Here is a 17,117-nt window from a genome sequence, read left to right on the forward strand (position 1 = left end):
TGCTCGATGACGGATGGGTATGACTGTTACCAGAATGCGTTGGCGGAGCGGGTGAACGGGATTTTGAAAGGAGAGTTATTGTTGCAAAGCCCGCAGGATTTGGCGCAAGCGCGGGAGATGGTGCGTGAGGCAGTGGATATTTACAACGCGGAGCGGCCGCATCATGCGTTGAAATACAGAACCCCCGATGCGGTACATAGAGGGTTTTGAGTAGAAAAATGCTAGTTGAAAATGTGTAAACCTATTTCAGGACTAGACATGTTTTTCCCCTCAGCGGAATGATCCGCTGGCCATTCCCCGACTTCCTTCCCTTTTGTCTCATGGTCGCTGCGGCAAGTCATTGAATGTTAATAGCCGGTTGAAATGTATGACTGTTCTGGTCAGATAAAGCCGTGGACAAGCGTTATGAAGCGGGTTAAGTTGGTTTTTCACCCTATTTTCGGGTGAATGACGGAAAAATCCTTTTTTTCTACTGTCGACGGGGCTGAATTGGACCGATCTGCATTCAGATAACAACAAGAAACGGATCGGGCTGTGCCGGGAAGCACGGCATCGTCGGCGGGATTCGCTAAACGGAGCAAAGCCTGGAGGGCTTTATCATGGAGATGTTATCAGGCGCCCAGATGGTGGTTAGAGCGCTGGAAGATCAGGGAGTTGAGCACGTCTTCGGCTACCCTGGTGGCTCAGTGCTCGACATCTATGACGCTCTCTTCGAAAACGGCAAGATGGAGCATGTCTTGGTGCGGCACGAGCAAGCCGCGGTTCACATGGCTGACGGTTACGCCCGTTCCACCGGCAAGGTGGGGACAGTGCTGGTAACGTCAGGCCCGGGAGCGACCAACTGCATTACCGGTATTGCCACCGCCTATATGGATTCCATTCCGCTGGTGATCCTCTCCGGCCAGGTGCCGACCAGCATGATCGGTGAGGATGCGTTCCAGGAGACCGACATGATCGGTATCTCCCGCCCGGTGGTGAAGCACAGCTTCCTGTGCAAGAAGGCGAGCGATATCCCTGAGGCCATCAAGAAGGCCTACTACATTGCAGCCAGCGGCCGCCCGGGGCCGGTGGTGGTGGATCTGCCCAAAGATGTGCAGAACCCGAAAGAAAAATTCCCCTACCAGTATCCCGAGACGGTCTCCCTGCGCTCCTACAACCCGACCAAATCCGGTCACAAGGGCCAGATCAAGCGGGCTGCCAAGCTGCTGGTAGAAGCCCAGCGCCCGGTGATGTACGTGGGCGGCGGCGCTATCAACGCCAATGCGGACCATCTGGTGACCAAGCTGGCGGAGCTGCTGAACCTGCCGGTGACCACCACCCTGATGGGGCTGGGGGCTTTCTCCGGTGTCCATCCGCAATTTATCGGCATGCTGGGGATGCACGGCACCTTCGAAGCCAACAAGACCATGCACAACGCGGATCTCATCTTTGCCGTGGGTGCCCGCTTCGATGACCGCGTCACCAACAACGTGGCCAAGTTCTGCCCCAATGCGACCGTGGTCCATATCGATATCGACCCCACCTCCATCTCCAAGACGGTGCAGGCCCATGTGCCTATCGTCGGCTCGGTGGAAACCGTGCTGGAGCAGATGCTGGAAGTGATCCGCGAGTGTGGCTTCGATAACGACAAGGAGGCGCTGGCGGACTGGTGGAACCAGATCAATCAGTGGCGCTCCCGTCACTGTCTAGCCTACGAAAAATCGTCCACCCAGATCAAGCCGCAACAGGTGATCGAGACCCTCTACAAGGTGACTCAGGGTCAGGCGTTCGTTGCCTCCGACGTGGGCCAGCACCAGATGTTTGCTGCCCTCTACTACCCGTTTGCCAAACCGCGCCAGTGGATAAACTCGGGGGGCCTCGGCACTATGGGATTCGGCATTCCGGCCGCCATGGGGGCCCAGTTTGCCAACCCGGATGCGGTGGTCTGCTGCGTCACCGGCGACGGCTCGGTGCAGATGAATATTCAGGAGCTCTCTACCTGCATGCAGTACGGGGTGCCCATCAAGATCATCTCCATCAACAACCGTGCGCTGGGCATGGTCAAGCAGTGGCAGAAGATGTTCTACGGCGGCCGTCACAGCCACTCCTACATGGAGTCCCTGCCGGACTTCGTCAAACTGGCGGAAGCCTACGGCCACGTCGGCATCGCGGTGAGCGATCCGGCCGAGCTGGAGAGCGCCATGGAGAAGGCCTTCGCCATGAAGGATCGGCTGGTGTTCATGGATATCTCGGTCGACCCGGATGAGCACGTCTATCCGATGCAGATCAAGTTTGGCGCCATGGATGAGATGTGGCTGAGCAAGACGGAGAGAACCTGATGAGACACATCATTTCAGTACTGCTGGAGAACGAATCCGGCGCCCTGAGCCGCGTGGTGGGTCTCTTCTCCCAGCGTGGCTACAACATCGAGACCCTGACGGTAGCGCCGACCGAGGATCCCACCCTGTCACGCATGACCATCGTCACCATGGGTGACGAGCGGGTGCTGGAGCAGATCCAGAAGCAGCTGCACAAGCTGGTGGATGTGCTCAAGGTGTGCGATCTGAGTGAAGGGGAGCATATCGAGCGGGAGATCGCGCTGGTCAAGGCGCGTGCCGCTGGTGGGGCCCGTGATGAGCTGAAACGGTTGGCGGATATCTTCCGTGGCCAGATCGTCGACGTCACCCCCGAGCAGTACACGGTACAGCTGGTGGGCACCAGCGAGAAGCTGGATGCCTTTATCAAGACTGCCGCCCAGACCAACGAGATCATCGAAGTGGTGCGCTCCGGTGTCTGCGGCATCTCGCGGGCGGACAAGGCGCTGCGGCCCTGATGGCTGGCGGGATAGCTGATGATGCGTCAGCTGCCGCAGAGTGAAAGGAAAGAGGGCTCTGCGGAGCCCTTTTTGTTTGGTTTTTCTTTACGAGGGGAGGGGTGATGTTCGGTATTCATGATCTTGCACTGTTTATGGTCTCGGGGTTGCTGCTCAATATCATGCCGGGGCCGGACTCCCTTCTGGTCATGCTGCGCAGCGGCTCGCAAGGGTGGCGTGCCGGTTCGGTCGCGACCCTTGGCATCGGCACCGGTGTCATGGTGCATGTGTTGGCGGCGGCCCTCGGTCTGTCGGCCCTGCTTAGCGCGTCGGCCGAGCTGTTTGCCCTTATCAAGCTGGCTGGCGCCATCTACCTCATCTATCTGGGGTTCTCCCTGCTGCGCCAGCAGGCAACGGGTGCTATGGAGAGAGGGGCCACCCTGCCAGCCCTCTCCTATGGCCAGATTTACCGGCAGGGGGTGCTGACCAATGTTCTCAATCCCAAGGTGGCACTCTTTTTCCTCGCCTTCGTACCCCAGTTCATTGCACCGGATGCCCCCGACAAGGCGTTCGCCTTTATCCTGCTCGGCTGCATCTTCAATCTGGGCGGTATCATCTGGTGTCACCTGCTGGTCTTTACCACCGTCTATGCCAGCCACAGGGTACGGTTGTCACAGCGTCTCGGCCGCTGGCTCAACCGGGGCATCGGCACCCTGTTTGTCGGACTCGGGATCAAGCTCGCCGGCGACTAGCTCGCCGCTTTCTGACCTGAGGCAGATTATCGTGCGCCGCGCTGTGGTATGGTCGGCGGTTAGCTGCGGGGCCAGCCCCGCTCCCTCTTTTTCAGGCCAGCCCCACTGGCCGCAGCAGCGAGATCCCTTGCCCAGATGAACATCGCCCGGCTCAAGAACTTTACCGAGATCGTGAAGAACAACTTCAACATCTCGGCGACGGCGGAGAAGCTCTATACCTCCCAGCCGACCCTCAGCAAGCAGATGAAGATGCTGGAAGATGAGCTGGGGCTCGCCCTCTTTACCCGCAAGGGGAAGAATCTGGTCGGCTTGACCAGCGCAGGCGAGCAGGTGATGGAGTTGGCCAAGGGGGTGGTGGCGCAGGTGGAGCAGATCAACCAGCTGTCGCTCGGGGAGCAACTGGCCACCAGCGGGGTGCTGCGCATAGCCACCACCCACACCCAGGCGCGCTACAAGCTGCCAGCGGTGATCACCGAGTTCAGCCGTCGTTATCCCGATGTGGCGATCCAGCTCCATCAGGGGGCACCTGCCCAACTGGCTCAGATGGTGCAAAGCGGCGATGTAGATATGGCGATCGCCACCGAATCCATGTATCTGTTCGATGAGCTGGCCGCGGTGCCCTGTTATCGCTGGGGACGTAGCGTGGTGGTGCCCCACGGTCATCCGCTGATCGACTGTCAGCCGCTGTCGATGGCCGATCTGGCTCGCTATCCCCTCATCACCTATGTGTTCGGCTTTACCGGCCGATCCAAGATGGACAAGGCTTTCAGCCGCCACGGCCTGTCGCCGAAAACCGTGCTGACCGCCACCGATACCGATGTGATCAAGCACTACGTCCGGCTCGGGATGGGGGTCGGGGTGATTGCCAGCGTGGCCTTCGACGAGGGGGATCGGGAGGATCTGGTGAGCCTCAACATCGACCACCTGATCGCCTCGAGCGCTACCCATATCTGCCTGCGCAAGCATGCCCACCTGCGCGACTATATGTACGACTTTATCCACCTCTACGCCCCCCATATCAGCCGGGAAACGGTGCAACTGCACCTAATCAACCAGCCTCCCGCCGCCAATATGGTGGAGTTGCCGTGGCTCTAGCCGCGGGTTGTTTGTCGTACACAGAGCAAAAATACAGAGACAAAAAAAGAGAGGCCTTGGCCTCTCTTCTGGTTTTATCGGTATGCGGGATTAAGCGCTGCGGGTCGCCAGATTGATAAAGATCTGGGCTCCGACCAGCAGGCAGTCGTCATCGAGGTAGTAGGGGTTTGCATGCAGATAGTTGCAGATCCCCTTGGCCTGACAGCCGCTGCCGAGGAAGAACATGGCCCCCTTGCGGCCACGGCAGGCGTTGACCATATAGCTGAAATCTTCGCTGCCGGTCATCGGCTGACCTTGAGCGTTGATCCCCTCAGAGGGCAATACGTCGGCGGCCGCTTGCAGCAGGCGGGCGCAGGCATCGGCGTGGTTCTCCACCGCCGGATACCCGGCATAGACCATTTTGGTCTTGAAGCCGCGCAGTTCGCTCTGGGCCACGATCTCCTTGAAGCTGTGCTTCAGGATCTGGTCGGTCTCGGCATCCATGGCACGGATGGTGCCGCGCGCCTGCACATGGTCGGCGATGGCGTTGGGGATGGTGCCGCCGTTGATCATGCCGCAGCCAAACACCGCCGGGCTGAACGGACTGGTGCGCTTGGCGACGATATAGTCCATATCCTCGATGATCCGTACCGCTTCGCGGATGGCATCCAGCCCCTTGTGGGGGGTGGAGCCGTGGGCGGAGATACCGTGCACATCCAGCGTCCAGGCGGAGCCCCAGGAGGACATCACACCGTGGTTGAACTTGATGGTGCCGGTCTCCATGGCGCCGTCGTTATGGAGGGCATAGACCTCGTCCACCCCCTTCATGCAGCCCAGTTCAACCATCTTCTCGGCGCCCGGCACCCGCATGTCCTCTTCCGCCATCTGGAAGATAAAGCGGACGTTGTACTGTAGGCGGGAGCGCTGTTCGGAAAGGAATTTGGCTGCGGTCAGGGCGATCGCCATATGGGAGTCGTGACCGCAGTTGTGAGCCATTCCCTTGTGGGTCGACTTGAACGCAACGTCGCTCATGTCGTGCATCTCGAGGCCATCCATGTCGGCCCGGAAGGCGATGGTCGGCAGCACAGGATCAACCACCAGATCGCCGTGAAAACCGGTGAAGCCCGGGTAGTCGGTGAGGCGGTAGCCAAAGCCTGCCATCAGCTCGCGGCAGTAGGCCGAGGTCTTGAACTCGACGCCGGAGGCCTCCGGAATGGTGTGCAGATGGTGGCGCACTTCCTGACTGAAGTCGCGCAGGGCCAGCAGGGCCGGTTCAATGTGAATGTTGTTCATCAGATGATCCCTTGAATGGAGAAGCCGAGTTGGGCCACCAGCGAGGCGCCGAAGAAGCAGCAGGTGGAGACGATCATGAAGATCAGGATCACTTTCCAGGACATCTTCTTCAGCTCTTCCAGCTGACCGCCCACCGAGAGACCGGCAAAAGCCAGCAGCGGTACGCAGCAGGAGAGGAAGGAGATCTTGGCAACTGCGTCGATAAAGAGACCGCGCACCGGGGTCTCCGGCAGGCAGATGAGAATGCCGATGATGGTGGCATAGGCAAACGCCGGCAGGGAGGAGGGCAGATAGCGCTTGGCAATCAGCGAAGCGAACACCACCAGCGACATGGCGATGAAGCTGTCACCCATCAGCCAGAGCGGGGTGCCGGTGGTCAGGGTCTGGGTGAACATGGCCAGCAGGATCGCCAGAAAGACAAACCGCATATCCATTACGATGCTTTTCATGCTTTCTCTCCTTTGGCAGTCAGGGCATAGATTTTTTCAGCGAGCGGCAGACCCAGATAGGTGAGGGAGAGAGCGCCGAGGGCAGATGAGAGCAGGTTCGAGGCTGCCGCGATACTCAGCACCTGCTGAGCCAGCGCTTCGTCGAGACCGTTGATCAGGGCGCCGGAGGCGGCACTCAGCATGGAGCCTGAGCCCACACCGGAGCCTGCAGCCAGCGCCAGCGGGTGCAGACCGGTGAGCGGGGCGATACTGCCCAGCACGCTGAACCAGAGGGTGCCGATGACGGAGCCGCACAGGTAGATGGCCAGCACGCCGATGTACTCCTGAGAGCCGGTGCCGAACTTGCCCTGAATCACTGCGACGGACGGCTCACGGCTGATGGAGGAGCAGGCCCCGATGGCGCGGCGGCCAAAGCCGAACTTCACCGCCAGCGGGATGGCGATCAGGATCGGCAGCAGATTGCCAATCTCCTGCAGGAACAGCGGTACGCCGACGCTCAGGATCATCTTCAGGTTGGGGATGATCATCCCCGCATACTGGGTGCCCAGGATCAGCAGGCTGAAGCCCACCATCTTGCCGCAGAAGCCCTCTTCTTTTTCGGTGAAGAGACTCTTCCAGCCGGGGATGCGATCCTTGACCGGTTTGGCGGAGACAATCATGCCGATGATGACGGCAAAGAGCATCGGCAGGATCGGGATGATGGCAATGCCGATCTTGATCTCCTGTTTACCTATCAGGTACTGGGCCACAAAGATCAGCATGGCGGTTGCCAATATGCTGACCGTGACCGTCTTGAGGGGGCTGGTTTGCTGCATAGTTTTTTCTCTTGTTATTCCCATGTGTGGCCATCGTCAGGATTGTCCAGACCGATGATGGGGGCATCATAGGGAGGGTCGCGGGGGAGGAATGTGACCTTCATCAAGCTGGCCATATGGCATTTTTTCATGGGGTATGCCCTTTAACCCTATGGATACCAAGGGTTAAATGCCGTTAACAGAATGTCAGCATTGGCAGGACAAGATACGCAAACAGGAGGGAGATGGTGACACCGCCCTGCAGGGCGGTGACGCGTATCAGACGGGCGTTTTGAGCCGTGCACTGCGCAGCAGCAGGGGTAGTTGGTAGAGCACCAGTCCGGCTCCAGCCAGTTTGGCGCCGCCGAGCGGCTCGCCATAGAAGAGGGTGCTCAGGATCAGGGTCCAGACCGGTTCCAACAGCATCATCAGGGCGGCGTGAGCGGTAGTCATCTTGCTCAACGCATGAGTGAGCAGCCAGTAGCGCAATGTGGTGGCGATCAAGACGCTCGCCGCAAACCAGCCCCAGATACTGTGACTGACACCGGCCTCGGGCCACTGCTCGGTCAGCAGGAAGAGCAGGGTGCCGAGCAGACCGGTCATCGCCAGCTGGATGCAAGTGAGCCAGGTGGGGGCGATGGATTGGGCAAAGTGGCGATGGACGGCAAGCTGGATACCGAGAGTGGTGGCCGCCGCCAGAAACCAGAACAGCGAGAGCGACACGCCCCAGTGGGTACTGCTGGAGAGCAGCAGCAAACCGGCGATAGCGATGGGCAGGGTGAGCCAGTAGTGGCGGCCGGGTTTGGCCCGAAAGGCTGCCCAGGCGGCCAGTGGGGCCATCAGGGTCGCAACGCTCATGATAAAGGCGCCGCTGCCGAGCGCATCGCTCTGGCTGATGGCGGTGACCCACAGCAGCAGGCTGGCACCGAGCAGGGTGCCACAACCGGCAGCGCGCAACATCTGGGCTCGGCTCGGCGGTGGCTCGCGCAACCAGGCCAGGGGGAGCAAAAGCAGGGCGGCCAGCAGGAAGCGGCTGCCGATAAAGGCGGCGGGCGGCAGTTCGCTGATCGCCTCTTTCGAGAAGAGCCAGCCGGCGGCGGCCAGCAGGGTGACCAGTACCATCAGCAGCAGGGGAGTGCGGTTCATCGGGGTCGTCATGGTGAAATGGAGGGGAGAGCATAAAGGAAAGGCGCCAGGTATTGCTACCTGGCGCCTTTCGCATCTGCCTTGAACCGCCATCGCGGCTCAACGTCCTAGCATCAGGCCGTCTTTAAACAAAGGCGCATCGGGGGGGCCATCAAGGATGCCCGACCATCCCCAACCATGTATGAAGCTCACTACAACGACGATCCGATTGCATCGATAAAGCGCTCGGTGATCTGTTGCGGGCGAGTAATTGCGCCGCCAACAACGACGGCATGAGCCCCTAACTGCAAGCAACGGGCTGCCATTTGTGGGGTATTGACGTTCCCTTCCGCAATCACAGGCTTATTGACCACCTCAAGCACAGAGCGCAGAAAGGCAAAATCATTGTCATAAAGCTTGTGGCCCCGAGTCTCGGCTGTGTAACCATGAAGCGTCGTGCCGATGCAGTCAAAACCCAACTGCTCTGCATGCAGAGCTTCTTCCACGGTTGCGATGTCTGCCATCAACATTAACTGTGGATAGCGTGCGCGAATTGTCTCCACCATCTGCGCTAATGTCTGCCCGCAGGGGCGTTGATGGAGCGTCGCATCAAGCGCAATCATCTCGGGCTCAGCGGCCATCAGCTCGTCCACTTCCCGCATGGTTGCGGTGATATAGACATCAGAATCGGGATAATCCCGTTTGAGGAGCCCAATCACAGGCAATGAGACCTCTTGTTTAATCGCCTTGATATCCACCACGCTGTTTGCCCGGATGGCACTGGCGCCACCACGGGCTGCCGCCAGTGCCATCTTGCCCATGATGAAGTCACTATGAAGCGGCTCATCTTCCAGCGCCTGACAGGAAACGATTAACTTTCCTTTGATCTTGTTCAGCATTGTACAACTCATGCTCCCAATAACTCCTCGATCTCGTTCTTGATAATGGTGACATGTGGGCCATAGATAACCTGGATACCATTGCCCTTGGTGATCACCGCAAGTGCACCGGTCTGCTTTAACAGCCCTTCACTGACGCTTTCGCCGGTATGTACGGAGACGCGCAGCCGGGTCGCACAACAATCCACATCCTTGATGTTGGTCGCGCCGCCAAGCCCGATGACGATGGCTTTGGCACGCTCGGCGCCGACAGCGTCCGTGGTTTCTTCCTGCTGATCTTCGCGTCCCGGTGTTTTGAACTTGAAGCGTTGGATCATGAAACGGAACGAAATGTAGTAGAGGCAGAACCAGGGAATGCCCACCAACGGAACCAGCATCCAGTTGGTTTTAGCCTGGCCTTGCAGCACACCAAACAGCACGAAGTCGATAAAACCACCAGAGAAGGTCTGCCCGATAGTGATGTGAAGCATGTGCGCCAGCATGAATGCCAGACCGTCGAAGAAGGCGTGCAGCACATAGAGCGGTGGTGCAATAAACAGGAATGAAAACTCGATAGGTTCGGTGATCCCTGTCAAGAATGAAGTCAGTGCAGCCGAAATGAGCAGGCCAGCCACCCGCTTCTTGTTCTCGGGCCGAGCGCAGTGATAAATCGCCAGACTCGCGCCAAGTAGACCAAACATCATTGTGATGAATCGGCCAGCCATGAAGCGGGCGGTACCCTCATAGAACTGGGCCGTGTTGGGATCAGCCAGCTGCGCGAAGAAGATGCGCTGGGTTCCTTCCACCAGATGACCGTTGATCAGCTCGCTGCCACCCAGTGCGGTGGTCCAGAACGGGAGATAGAAGATATGGTGCAGACCAAATGGACCGAGCATCCGCAGCACAAAGCCGTAGATGAAGGTACCAAGATAACCTGTGGCATCGACCAGCCCACCCATCCCGAAGATCAGCTTCTGGAAATGGGGCCAGACCACATACATGACACACCCCAGCAAAATAGCGGCGAGTGAACAGACGATAGGCACAAAACGGGAACCGCCAAAAAAGCCCAAAAACTGCGGCAGTTGCACCTTGTTGTAGCGGCTGTGCAGCCAATAGCTCATCAGTCCGACCACCACGCCACCGAATACGCCGGTCTCCAGCGTCTGGATCCCGAGCGCCATCCCTTGACCTGCCGCTCCCAGATTGCCGCTCGCCAGGGTATCGGAGAGCTTGAGCAAGGTGCTGATGCTGGCATTCATTACCAGATAGGCAAGCAACGCAGAGAGACCGGCAGTCCCCTTGTCAGAGCGGGCCAGCCCCACAGCAACCCCCACGGCAAACAGCACTGCCAGGTTGGCAAACACAATGGCCCCGGCATCGGTCATCAACATAAACAGTCCCTGTAACCAGGGCACATCCAGGAATGGGTAAGCAACGAGCGTGTTCGGATTGGAGAGCGAGCCACCAATTCCCAGTAACAAACCAGCAGCAGGCAAGACGGCGATGGGCAACATAAATGATTTGCCAAAACGCTGTGCCTTTTCGAAAAACGGGCTGCTTCCCGTCTTCTCGGGCTGTGACATGATAAAAATCTCCACGAGTGAATGATGTTGGTGGTAATTTTTGCCATTAATGAGTCAAAGTCATGATAATTATTTTTATGTCGTGACCGCTCTCACATTCATAGCGTGAATCGCGTTAAAATCATGGCAGTTTGAATCCTCTCCCCTCCAAAGGAGTTTCCATTGAATCAACCTGTAGAAACACCACGTGTTCTCTTGCTGCTTCGTCATCAACTCGCCACATACAGCCAGACCCTGCAGCGGTTGGGGCAATTCGTGCTGGAACAACCCCAGCGCGTGCTCTACCTGACTATTACCGAGCTTGCCCGTGAGAGTGGCACCAGCGAAGCCAGTGTGACTCGGCTCTGTCGTGGTGTGGGTTGTCGTGGCTATACCGAATTCAAAATGGCCCTGGCTTTGGAAACCCAGCAGGAACAAGCCAGCCAACCTCAGGCATCAGCAGCTGGTGCATTCAGTACCCTGGTTGAGGAGAGTGTGGCTGCTTTGCGTGATACCGGTGCTCTGGTCAGTCAGCAGGCACTCATACAAAGTGCTGCGTTGCTGGAGAAGGCTTGTCAGATCCAGATCTATGGTGTAGCCGCGAGTGCCATCATCGGGGAGTATCTGGCCTATCGATTGTTGCGTATGGGCATATCCGCCCAGCAATTCAGCGATATGCACCGCGCCGCAATGAATGCAACCAGCCTGGGACCGGAGGATGTGGTGATAGCAGTCTCCAGCTCGGGCTCGACCAAAGATTTGCTGCATGTGGTACAGCTGGCCCAAGAGCATGGTGCCAGCGTGATTGTGCTCAGCAACACCAGTCGCAGCCCGCTTGCTACACTGGCCGATCAATTGTTGGTAGCCGCAAAGCCGGAAGGACCTCTGACTGCGGGATCCTTTCACTCCAAGATCAGCGTTATGCTGGTGATCGAACTGCTGAGCCAACAACTATTGGAAAATCGACCCGAATTGGGGACTGCGATCTCTGAAAGTGCCAAAGCAACACTGCCTTGGCTTATTTGATATTCAGCCCGCGACCCATCGGTCAGACCAAACAGGTCGCGGGATAACTTGCTCCCTCGCTCCTATGTCGGTGATAGTTCTTCAAGTTGGGAAAATATGTTTTTGTATGCGCATTAGTTATTGTGGTGAGCTGTACAGAATCGGGTACTTTAGTGCTTGATTAAATATGTGACAGAGATCCTTTGCAGTAAATACAGAAGTGTTTTTAATAAACTGCATGCATATTTTAGTTATCAATCAAGGTAGATAACACTTCGGAAGTGTAGTGAAAATAATCAGTTAAGCTGAAGTCTTCTTCATCATCAAAGTTGGTGTGCAATATTTAAAAAATGTATAAATTGTGATACGCATAACAATCAATCTTCATGCTTTAAGGTTGTAATCAGACAAAGAGTTTTCTCGTTAGGCGTTAAGGACGTATGGATATTATTGGTAGATAAGGTTAGGTTGTTTAACCTTGTGGATATACCATCAACTACTATCTCCAGTGTGAATATTATCAGCTTGGAATTAAAAAATTTTATAGTTGAATTAATTACGTGGAAGATAAATAGATTATATTATGTAACTTGAGTCAGCAGTAACAATGATACTGCTGACATCAGTCATTTATAGCTCGCCTTTACGTACAATAGATTCTATTTCACGTATTTTTTCCTCTATGAGTTGTACATTTTGATCGCCAATCAACTCCTGCTCAATCGTCATGCACAGTGAGACAATTTGATCGTGTTTGAGCATCAAATAAACCCCTTTGATACGATGTATCAATGACGATGTGGCTTTTAAGTCTGCATCAGCAAGAGATTCGTATGCTAATTTAATGTCTTGAAGGCACGTTTCTTTGACCAATAGTTGTAAGGCTTGGTCGGTAGAAGAATCCTCACCAAGAGAGTAATCATCTATATCTGAATTTGTATCTTGAACAACAAGATGGGGCATGATAGCTCTTTGTAATCCGCTACTATCTATAGGTTTGAAAAAACAATCATCCATTCCTGACTTGATTGCTTTCAATCTGTCCTGTTTTAACCCTGAAGCAGTTAAGCCAAGAATAATGTATTTATTGGTCCGATGGTTCTTCTCGTATTCTCTAATTTTACGAGTGAGTTCATATCCATCCATTCCCGGCATCTGGCAATCAGTCAAAATTACGTCAATGTGCTCTCGGGAGAGTAAGTCAAGAGCTTGTTGACCAGATGATGCTTTGATGACCATAAAGCCGATCAACATTAGCTGGCGTTCCAACAAGATAAGATTTACCGGATGATCATCAATAATCAATATTTTATATAATTCCAGGTTATCTGGTTTTCTGGGCTGGTAAACCTCATCATCAGCCTGCAACTCAATGGCAGATGTTGCAGCTTGCTGGTAAGGTAACGAGAAACTCACGGTTGTCCCTATACCGGGTTGGCTGTCGATAGCGATATCTCCCCCCATCAACTGGCAGAGCCTTTTGCAAATGTTAAGGCCAAGTCCTGAACCTTGTCGATCGGGATCAATATGTGCCTGCCGAAATGGCTGAAACAAGTCAGATATCTTATCTGCTGAAATGCCTATGCCAGAATCAGTCACTGCAACTGATAGGACACTCTCTTCAATATCAATTTTTATTGAAACATTACCATGATTAGTAAATTTCACCGCATTGCTCAATACATTGTAAAATACTTGTCGTACTCTAAGTGGATCAACCATGATGACGCATACGTTATTGAAACTATAATTTTCGTGAATCTGAATCCCTTTTTCTTCAGCAACGCTATAAAACACTTCGACTGCTTCATGGAACAGTTTGTTAATATCTGTTGGCTGTATTTCAAGCGTCATCAAACCAGACTCTATCTTGGTTATGTCAAGTACGTCGGCAACCAATTCAAGCAAGCCATTAGCTGCGCTTCTGACATATTCAAAATCCTCGCGATCACTATCTGATAACGATTTGGTTTTATAAAAAAGCTCCAGGAAACCACTGATGATGTTAATCGGCGTCCTGATCTCATGACTAATCGTTGCGATAAACTCTGACTTGGCCTGGTTAGCCAATTCGGCTTCATGCTTGGCATTGAGTACATTTGCATATGCTTGGGTTCGCCATGTCACATCAAACCATCCCCAGAATCCACCTGTGACCCCGGTGTCCATATCCTTATAGGGAATAAACCATTCTTGAATCTCTCGACGCTTGCCAGCGATAGTGACATGCGAATCTCTACCGACAACCTCAGAGGTCTCGATTGCACTATTAATACCACTTAAAACTTCTACCAACTCACCTGGTTCAGTCACGAAAGTGGAAAGATGTTTATTGAAGAAATCTGATTTACCAAAATCATCATAAAATGCTTTATTGCAATATATGCAAACCAAATCACTGGACAATAATGCAACGGGATGAGGAATGCCATCTAGAAATCGCTGCATCATATCCAATTGCGCAAAAAGAGTCATTTCCGCTTGCTTCTTGAAGCGCAATGCTCTTGCCAAACGATATGAGTAATACAGATAAATCAGTAATATTGGCCCAATAACCCAAAGCACAGGTCTGATAATATGGCCATATTGCGCATAAAATCCAAGCCTGGGCTTTGGCCCATATCGCCATTGGTAGGCCAAGCTGGAGAGATAGGATGGTGAGGTATTGGATAATGCACCATCTATTAATGCCAACAAATCGTGGTCATCATGACGTACCGCAAAGACACGTTCAATGATCTCATCATTTAATCTTTGGGTTATATGAAAACGTCTGGATGATATCTTGCGATAATACTCTGCACTATATATAGAGACAATTGCCCGATCTATTTGACCGGATTCAAATTTTCTGATTACATCAAGATCAGTATCAAAAAATAGAAAGGTGTTCTTTGTTGAGTCACCCAAAGCCGATTTTTTAACTTCATTGAAATTACTATCACTGACCCCATAAACATTGTGTTCAGTAGTGGCTGTAATATCCGCCTCTATAACAACAAGTATATCGTCAGCATTGTAATATAAAGAGGTTAATACATCGGTTCTGGCTGAGTGAACAGGAATTGAGCCTATCACATCTACTTCATGTTCTAGCAGACCAACTTCGGCATCGTTAAACTTGCTGTATGCAACTTCGGTAAATTCCAAATTTGTCAAAAAACTGATATGTTGCAGCACATCTATAATTATACCGTGCCACTGCCCCTTCTCATCAATAAATGAAAATGGCATGTTATCTTTTATGAGACCAACACGAACCCCTCTCTTGACCAGATCGGCATAATGTTCCGGTTTGATCAAGTTAGATAATTCCAATGGTTCTGAGCCTGCTCCCCCACGCCAGCGTAAATCTAAAGTGCTATAAAGACCGGAACGTTGAAACTCCATTGAGAATTTATTAAGAATATTGAGCAACTCGCTCTGCTTTTTTCCAACGAAAAATGATGAAGGTTTGTTATTGATGCTCAATTTTTGCTTGAGCACCAGGTTGCCAAAGCGACTGCCATTTAAATATCGAGATACCAGCCTGTTTCCGACAAAGAAGTCTGCATCACCAAATAGAGCTGCGTCAAAAGCAGAATATGCATTGTCATAGGGAGTCAATATAGCATTGGGAAACTCTTTGTTAAGCTCTACAGGGCAAAAGGCATTTTTTTCATAGGCCAAAATTGAGTTGTTAAGATTGGAGTAACTCGTATTGACTGGACCAATCAGATAGGCATGTCCACTATTGATAACCTCATGGGTAAGCCAGCCATAATTGGATAATTCTATATTTTTTCTTGGTAGAATGGAGTTGATGTTAAGCATGTCAACTTCATTTTTTTCAATAGCCTGTAACGCATCTGACTGATTCTCATAATAGAATAAAGTCAGCTTTATTCCTGCTGACAATGATAATATTGAAAGAAGATCAGCCGCCATTCCCTCAAAATTATTTTTTGAGGTGATAAATTCAAATGGCGGTGTCAATGGACCTACAATACCGACCTTAAGCTCCTTTTTATCGGTTAGCCATTTTTTTTGACTGACCGAAAGGGCCTCTTTAAAGCTATTAGGAAAATCATCTTTCAGATAAATATCCATGGTGTAAGAGAATGCGCGTGGCCCCAAGGATAATTGCTCGGCAAACAACCCGGAGGATATTAGCAGCATAAACCAACAGACGATGCTAGACGCCTTCACGCTGTGCTACCTCGATCAATTCAACTAATGTTGTTACACCCAGTTTTTCGAAAATTCTGCTTTTATAAGTACTTATCGTCTTTGGGCTAAGGGCTAAATCCACTGCGATCTGGTTATTGTTCTCACCTTTAGCCAAGCGACGGAATACTGTTAATTCCCGCTCGGAGAGGCAACGTAATATTGAGCCCTCTTTATTATCACCATAGTGTTTTTCACTGATAGCCAAGACATGATCAGAGAAATAGCTATAACCTGAACTGACCAGTTTTATTACCATTGGCAGTTGTTCCAGTGACTCTGATTTATGTATATAGCCATGGCCACCGGCAACCCTCACCCGAGCAGCCAGATGTTCGTTATTAATTGCAGACAGTACAATCACCCGGCAAGCAAGATCATAGTATTTGAGTCGGTTCAACAACGTAAGGCCGTCGATGCCCGGCAGATCGAGATCCAGCAGCACGATATCAGGTTGCAGAGAGCGGATCAGCTGTAATGCTTCATCTCCGGAGCCACTTTCTGCAATAACCTCGGTACCTGCTTTGGTTAGCGTCATGCGTAATGCCAGGCGAATGGCTGGGTGATCATCGACGATAATACAGCGCACAACCTTGTTCATATCTACCTCAAATCAGTCAAGCGGAAGGAAGCGTAGCGTTTATCCATGACGTATTTCAATGGTCGCATCAGTTGTCTACAAGCTAAATATAATATCAGATTCAGGTCATTGTGGCCCAAATCAGTCAGTAAGTCATGGCTTTTAAGGTCTCAAATGGAAGACTATTTGGGCATACTTACAGGCTGGTCAATGGTATTGAGTTTGAGCACTATGTTCATACATACCATGATGTTTATTTACTCTACGAGATTTTCCCTGCTGGCCGCAGAGTTAACCACGACATTTTTCTGTGAACAAACGATAGTGAGCTTTCGATATTTTCTATCAACCAGCCAGTCCTTCCTTACTCTGTATCAGCAAGCTCTATTATTTTGTGGCCTCCTTTTCATCGCTGGTTTTCTTGCGACGAGGAATAGAGCCAGTTTGGCTCACTGGTGGCTACTATTACGGTTTCAGATGTGTCACCTATCCATAAAGACGTTTGAAAGCTGGCGGGAAGCGTTACAGCATTTATCAATGCTGGTTTTCTATCTTTTATATTCGCAGGAATTAATTTCGGACAAAAAACCAGCAGTTTGAGAACG

General features: G+C 52.6%; 14 protein-coding genes. 6 read left to right on the plus strand and 8 right to left on the minus strand.

From position 1 onward, the window contains the following. The 5 genes from G5287_RS17295 to G5287_RS17315 all read left to right on the plus strand — a co-directional run. Positions 1 to 210: integrase core domain-containing protein (locus G5287_RS17295; RefSeq protein WP_421231614.1), on the plus strand; the 210-nt coding region annotated here is incomplete at its 5' end. A 389-nt stretch (positions 211 to 599) separates the two neighbouring features. Continuing rightward, positions 600 to 2,318 (plus strand): acetolactate synthase 3 large subunit, encoded by a 1,719-nt coding sequence (locus tag G5287_RS17300; protein ID WP_227341950.1) that lies wholly within the window; start codon positions 600 to 602, stop codon positions 2,316 to 2,318. Continuing rightward, the gene (ilvN, locus tag G5287_RS17305) at positions 2,318 to 2,812 is read left to right on the plus strand and encodes an acetolactate synthase small subunit (RefSeq protein WP_005311605.1); all 495 of its coding nucleotides are present in this window, start codon (positions 2,318 to 2,320) and stop codon (positions 2,810 to 2,812) included. The genes G5287_RS17300 and ilvN overlap by 1 nt, the downstream gene beginning before the upstream one ends. A 104-nt stretch (positions 2,813 to 2,916) precedes the next feature. Beyond that, positions 2,917 to 3,543 carry a LysE family translocator gene (locus G5287_RS17310; RefSeq protein WP_421231615.1) on the plus strand — a complete coding sequence of 209 codons (627 nt, stop codon included), beginning with the start codon at positions 2,917 to 2,919 and terminating at the stop codon, positions 3,541 to 3,543. Positions 3,544 to 3,678: 135 nt separating this feature from the next. Beyond that, positions 3,679 to 4,638: a LysR substrate-binding domain-containing protein gene (locus G5287_RS17315; RefSeq protein WP_274160122.1), complete on the plus strand. Its 960-nt coding sequence runs from the start codon at positions 3,679 to 3,681 to the stop codon at positions 4,636 to 4,638. 90 nt (positions 4,639 to 4,728) lie between these two features. Here G5287_RS17315 and G5287_RS17320 read toward each other — a convergent pair whose 3' ends face one another. From G5287_RS17320 to G5287_RS17345, 6 genes are all read right to left on the minus strand, one after another. Then, complete coding sequence (locus tag G5287_RS17320; RefSeq protein WP_227341952.1) at positions 4,729 to 5,910, minus strand: M20 metallopeptidase family protein; 1,182 nt, start codon at positions 5,908 to 5,910, stop codon at positions 4,729 to 4,731. Continuing rightward, positions 5,910 to 6,359: a hypothetical protein gene (locus tag G5287_RS17325; protein WP_033114935.1), complete on the minus strand. Its 450-nt coding sequence runs from the start codon at positions 6,357 to 6,359 to the stop codon at positions 5,910 to 5,912. The genes G5287_RS17320 and G5287_RS17325 overlap by 1 nt, the downstream gene beginning before the upstream one ends. Beyond that, a complete protein-coding gene (locus tag G5287_RS17330; protein ID WP_005358215.1) occupies positions 6,356 to 7,174 on the minus strand; it encodes a DUF3100 domain-containing protein in 819 nt (272 codons plus the stop codon). The genes G5287_RS17325 and G5287_RS17330 overlap by 4 nt, the downstream gene beginning before the upstream one ends. Positions 7,175 to 7,432: 258 nt before the next feature. Next, positions 7,433 to 8,299, minus strand: a complete 867-nt coding sequence (locus G5287_RS17335) for a DMT family transporter (protein WP_421231616.1) — start codon at positions 8,297 to 8,299, stop codon at positions 7,433 to 7,435. Between the two features lie 191 nt (positions 8,300 to 8,490). Further along, positions 8,491 to 9,177, minus strand: a complete 687-nt coding sequence (locus G5287_RS17340) for an N-acetylmannosamine-6-phosphate 2-epimerase (protein ID WP_235699311.1) — start codon at positions 9,175 to 9,177, stop codon at positions 8,491 to 8,493. Between the two features lie 8 nt (positions 9,178 to 9,185). Beyond that, positions 9,186 to 10,742, minus strand: coding sequence for a PTS transporter subunit EIIC (locus tag G5287_RS17345; RefSeq protein ID WP_227341955.1), 1,557 nt, complete (start codon positions 10,740 to 10,742; stop codon positions 9,186 to 9,188). A 162-nt stretch (positions 10,743 to 10,904) separates the two neighbouring features. On the opposite strand from G5287_RS17345, the gene G5287_RS17350 reads away from it, so the two are divergent. Then, on the plus strand, positions 10,905 to 11,747 hold the full coding sequence (locus G5287_RS17350) for a MurR/RpiR family transcriptional regulator (protein ID WP_227341956.1): 843 nt from the start codon (positions 10,905 to 10,907) through the stop codon (positions 11,745 to 11,747). 609 nt (positions 11,748 to 12,356) lie between these two features. Here the strand turns inward: G5287_RS17350 and G5287_RS17355 are convergent. Together G5287_RS17355 and G5287_RS17360 are read right to left on the minus strand one after the other, a co-directional pair. Beyond that, positions 12,357 to 15,914 (minus strand): ATP-binding protein, encoded by a 3,558-nt coding sequence (locus G5287_RS17355; protein ID WP_421231617.1) that lies wholly within the window; start codon positions 15,912 to 15,914, stop codon positions 12,357 to 12,359. Continuing rightward, positions 15,901 to 16,533: a response regulator transcription factor gene (locus G5287_RS17360; RefSeq protein ID WP_227341958.1), complete on the minus strand. Its 633-nt coding sequence runs from the start codon at positions 16,531 to 16,533 to the stop codon at positions 15,901 to 15,903. Before G5287_RS17360 ends, G5287_RS17355 begins: the two co-directional genes overlap by 14 nt. Between the last annotated feature and the right edge of the window lie 584 nt (positions 16,534 to 17,117).

It is taken from the genome of Aeromonas sp. 603079, from assembly GCF_049172135.1.
Classification (GTDB): Bacteria; Pseudomonadota; Gammaproteobacteria; order Enterobacterales; family Aeromonadaceae; genus Aeromonas; species Aeromonas veronii.

Coding starts and splice junctions, on each gene's coding strand:
- G5287_RS17300 (WP_227341950.1), top strand. CDS start 600: ATGGAGATGTTATCAGGCGCCCAGATGGTGGTTAGAGCGCTGGAAGAT.
- ilvN (WP_005311605.1), top strand. CDS start 2,318: ATGAGACACATCATTTCAGTACTGCTGGAGAACGAATCCGGCGCCCTG.
- G5287_RS17310 (WP_421231615.1), top strand. CDS start 2,917: ATGTTCGGTATTCATGATCTTGCACTGTTTATGGTCTCGGGGTTGCTG.
- G5287_RS17315 (WP_274160122.1), top strand. CDS start 3,679: ATGAACATCGCCCGGCTCAAGAACTTTACCGAGATCGTGAAGAACAAC.
- G5287_RS17320 (WP_227341952.1), bottom strand. CDS start 5,910: ATGAACAACATTCACATTGAACCGGCCCTGCTGGCCCTGCGCGACTTC.
- G5287_RS17325 (WP_033114935.1), bottom strand. CDS start 6,359: ATGAAAAGCATCGTAATGGATATGCGGTTTGTCTTTCTGGCGATCCTG.
- G5287_RS17330 (WP_005358215.1), bottom strand. CDS start 7,174: ATGCAGCAAACCAGCCCCCTCAAGACGGTCACGGTCAGCATATTGGCA.
- G5287_RS17335 (WP_421231616.1), bottom strand. CDS start 8,299: ATGAACCGCACTCCCCTGCTGCTGATGGTACTGGTCACCCTGCTGGCC.
- G5287_RS17340 (WP_235699311.1), bottom strand. CDS start 9,177: ATGCTGAACAAGATCAAAGGAAAGTTAATCGTTTCCTGTCAGGCGCTG.
- G5287_RS17345 (WP_227341955.1), bottom strand. CDS start 10,742: ATGTCACAGCCCGAGAAGACGGGAAGCAGCCCGTTTTTCGAAAAGGCA.
- G5287_RS17360 (WP_227341958.1), bottom strand. CDS start 16,533: ATGAACAAGGTTGTGCGCTGTATTATCGTCGATGATCACCCAGCCATT.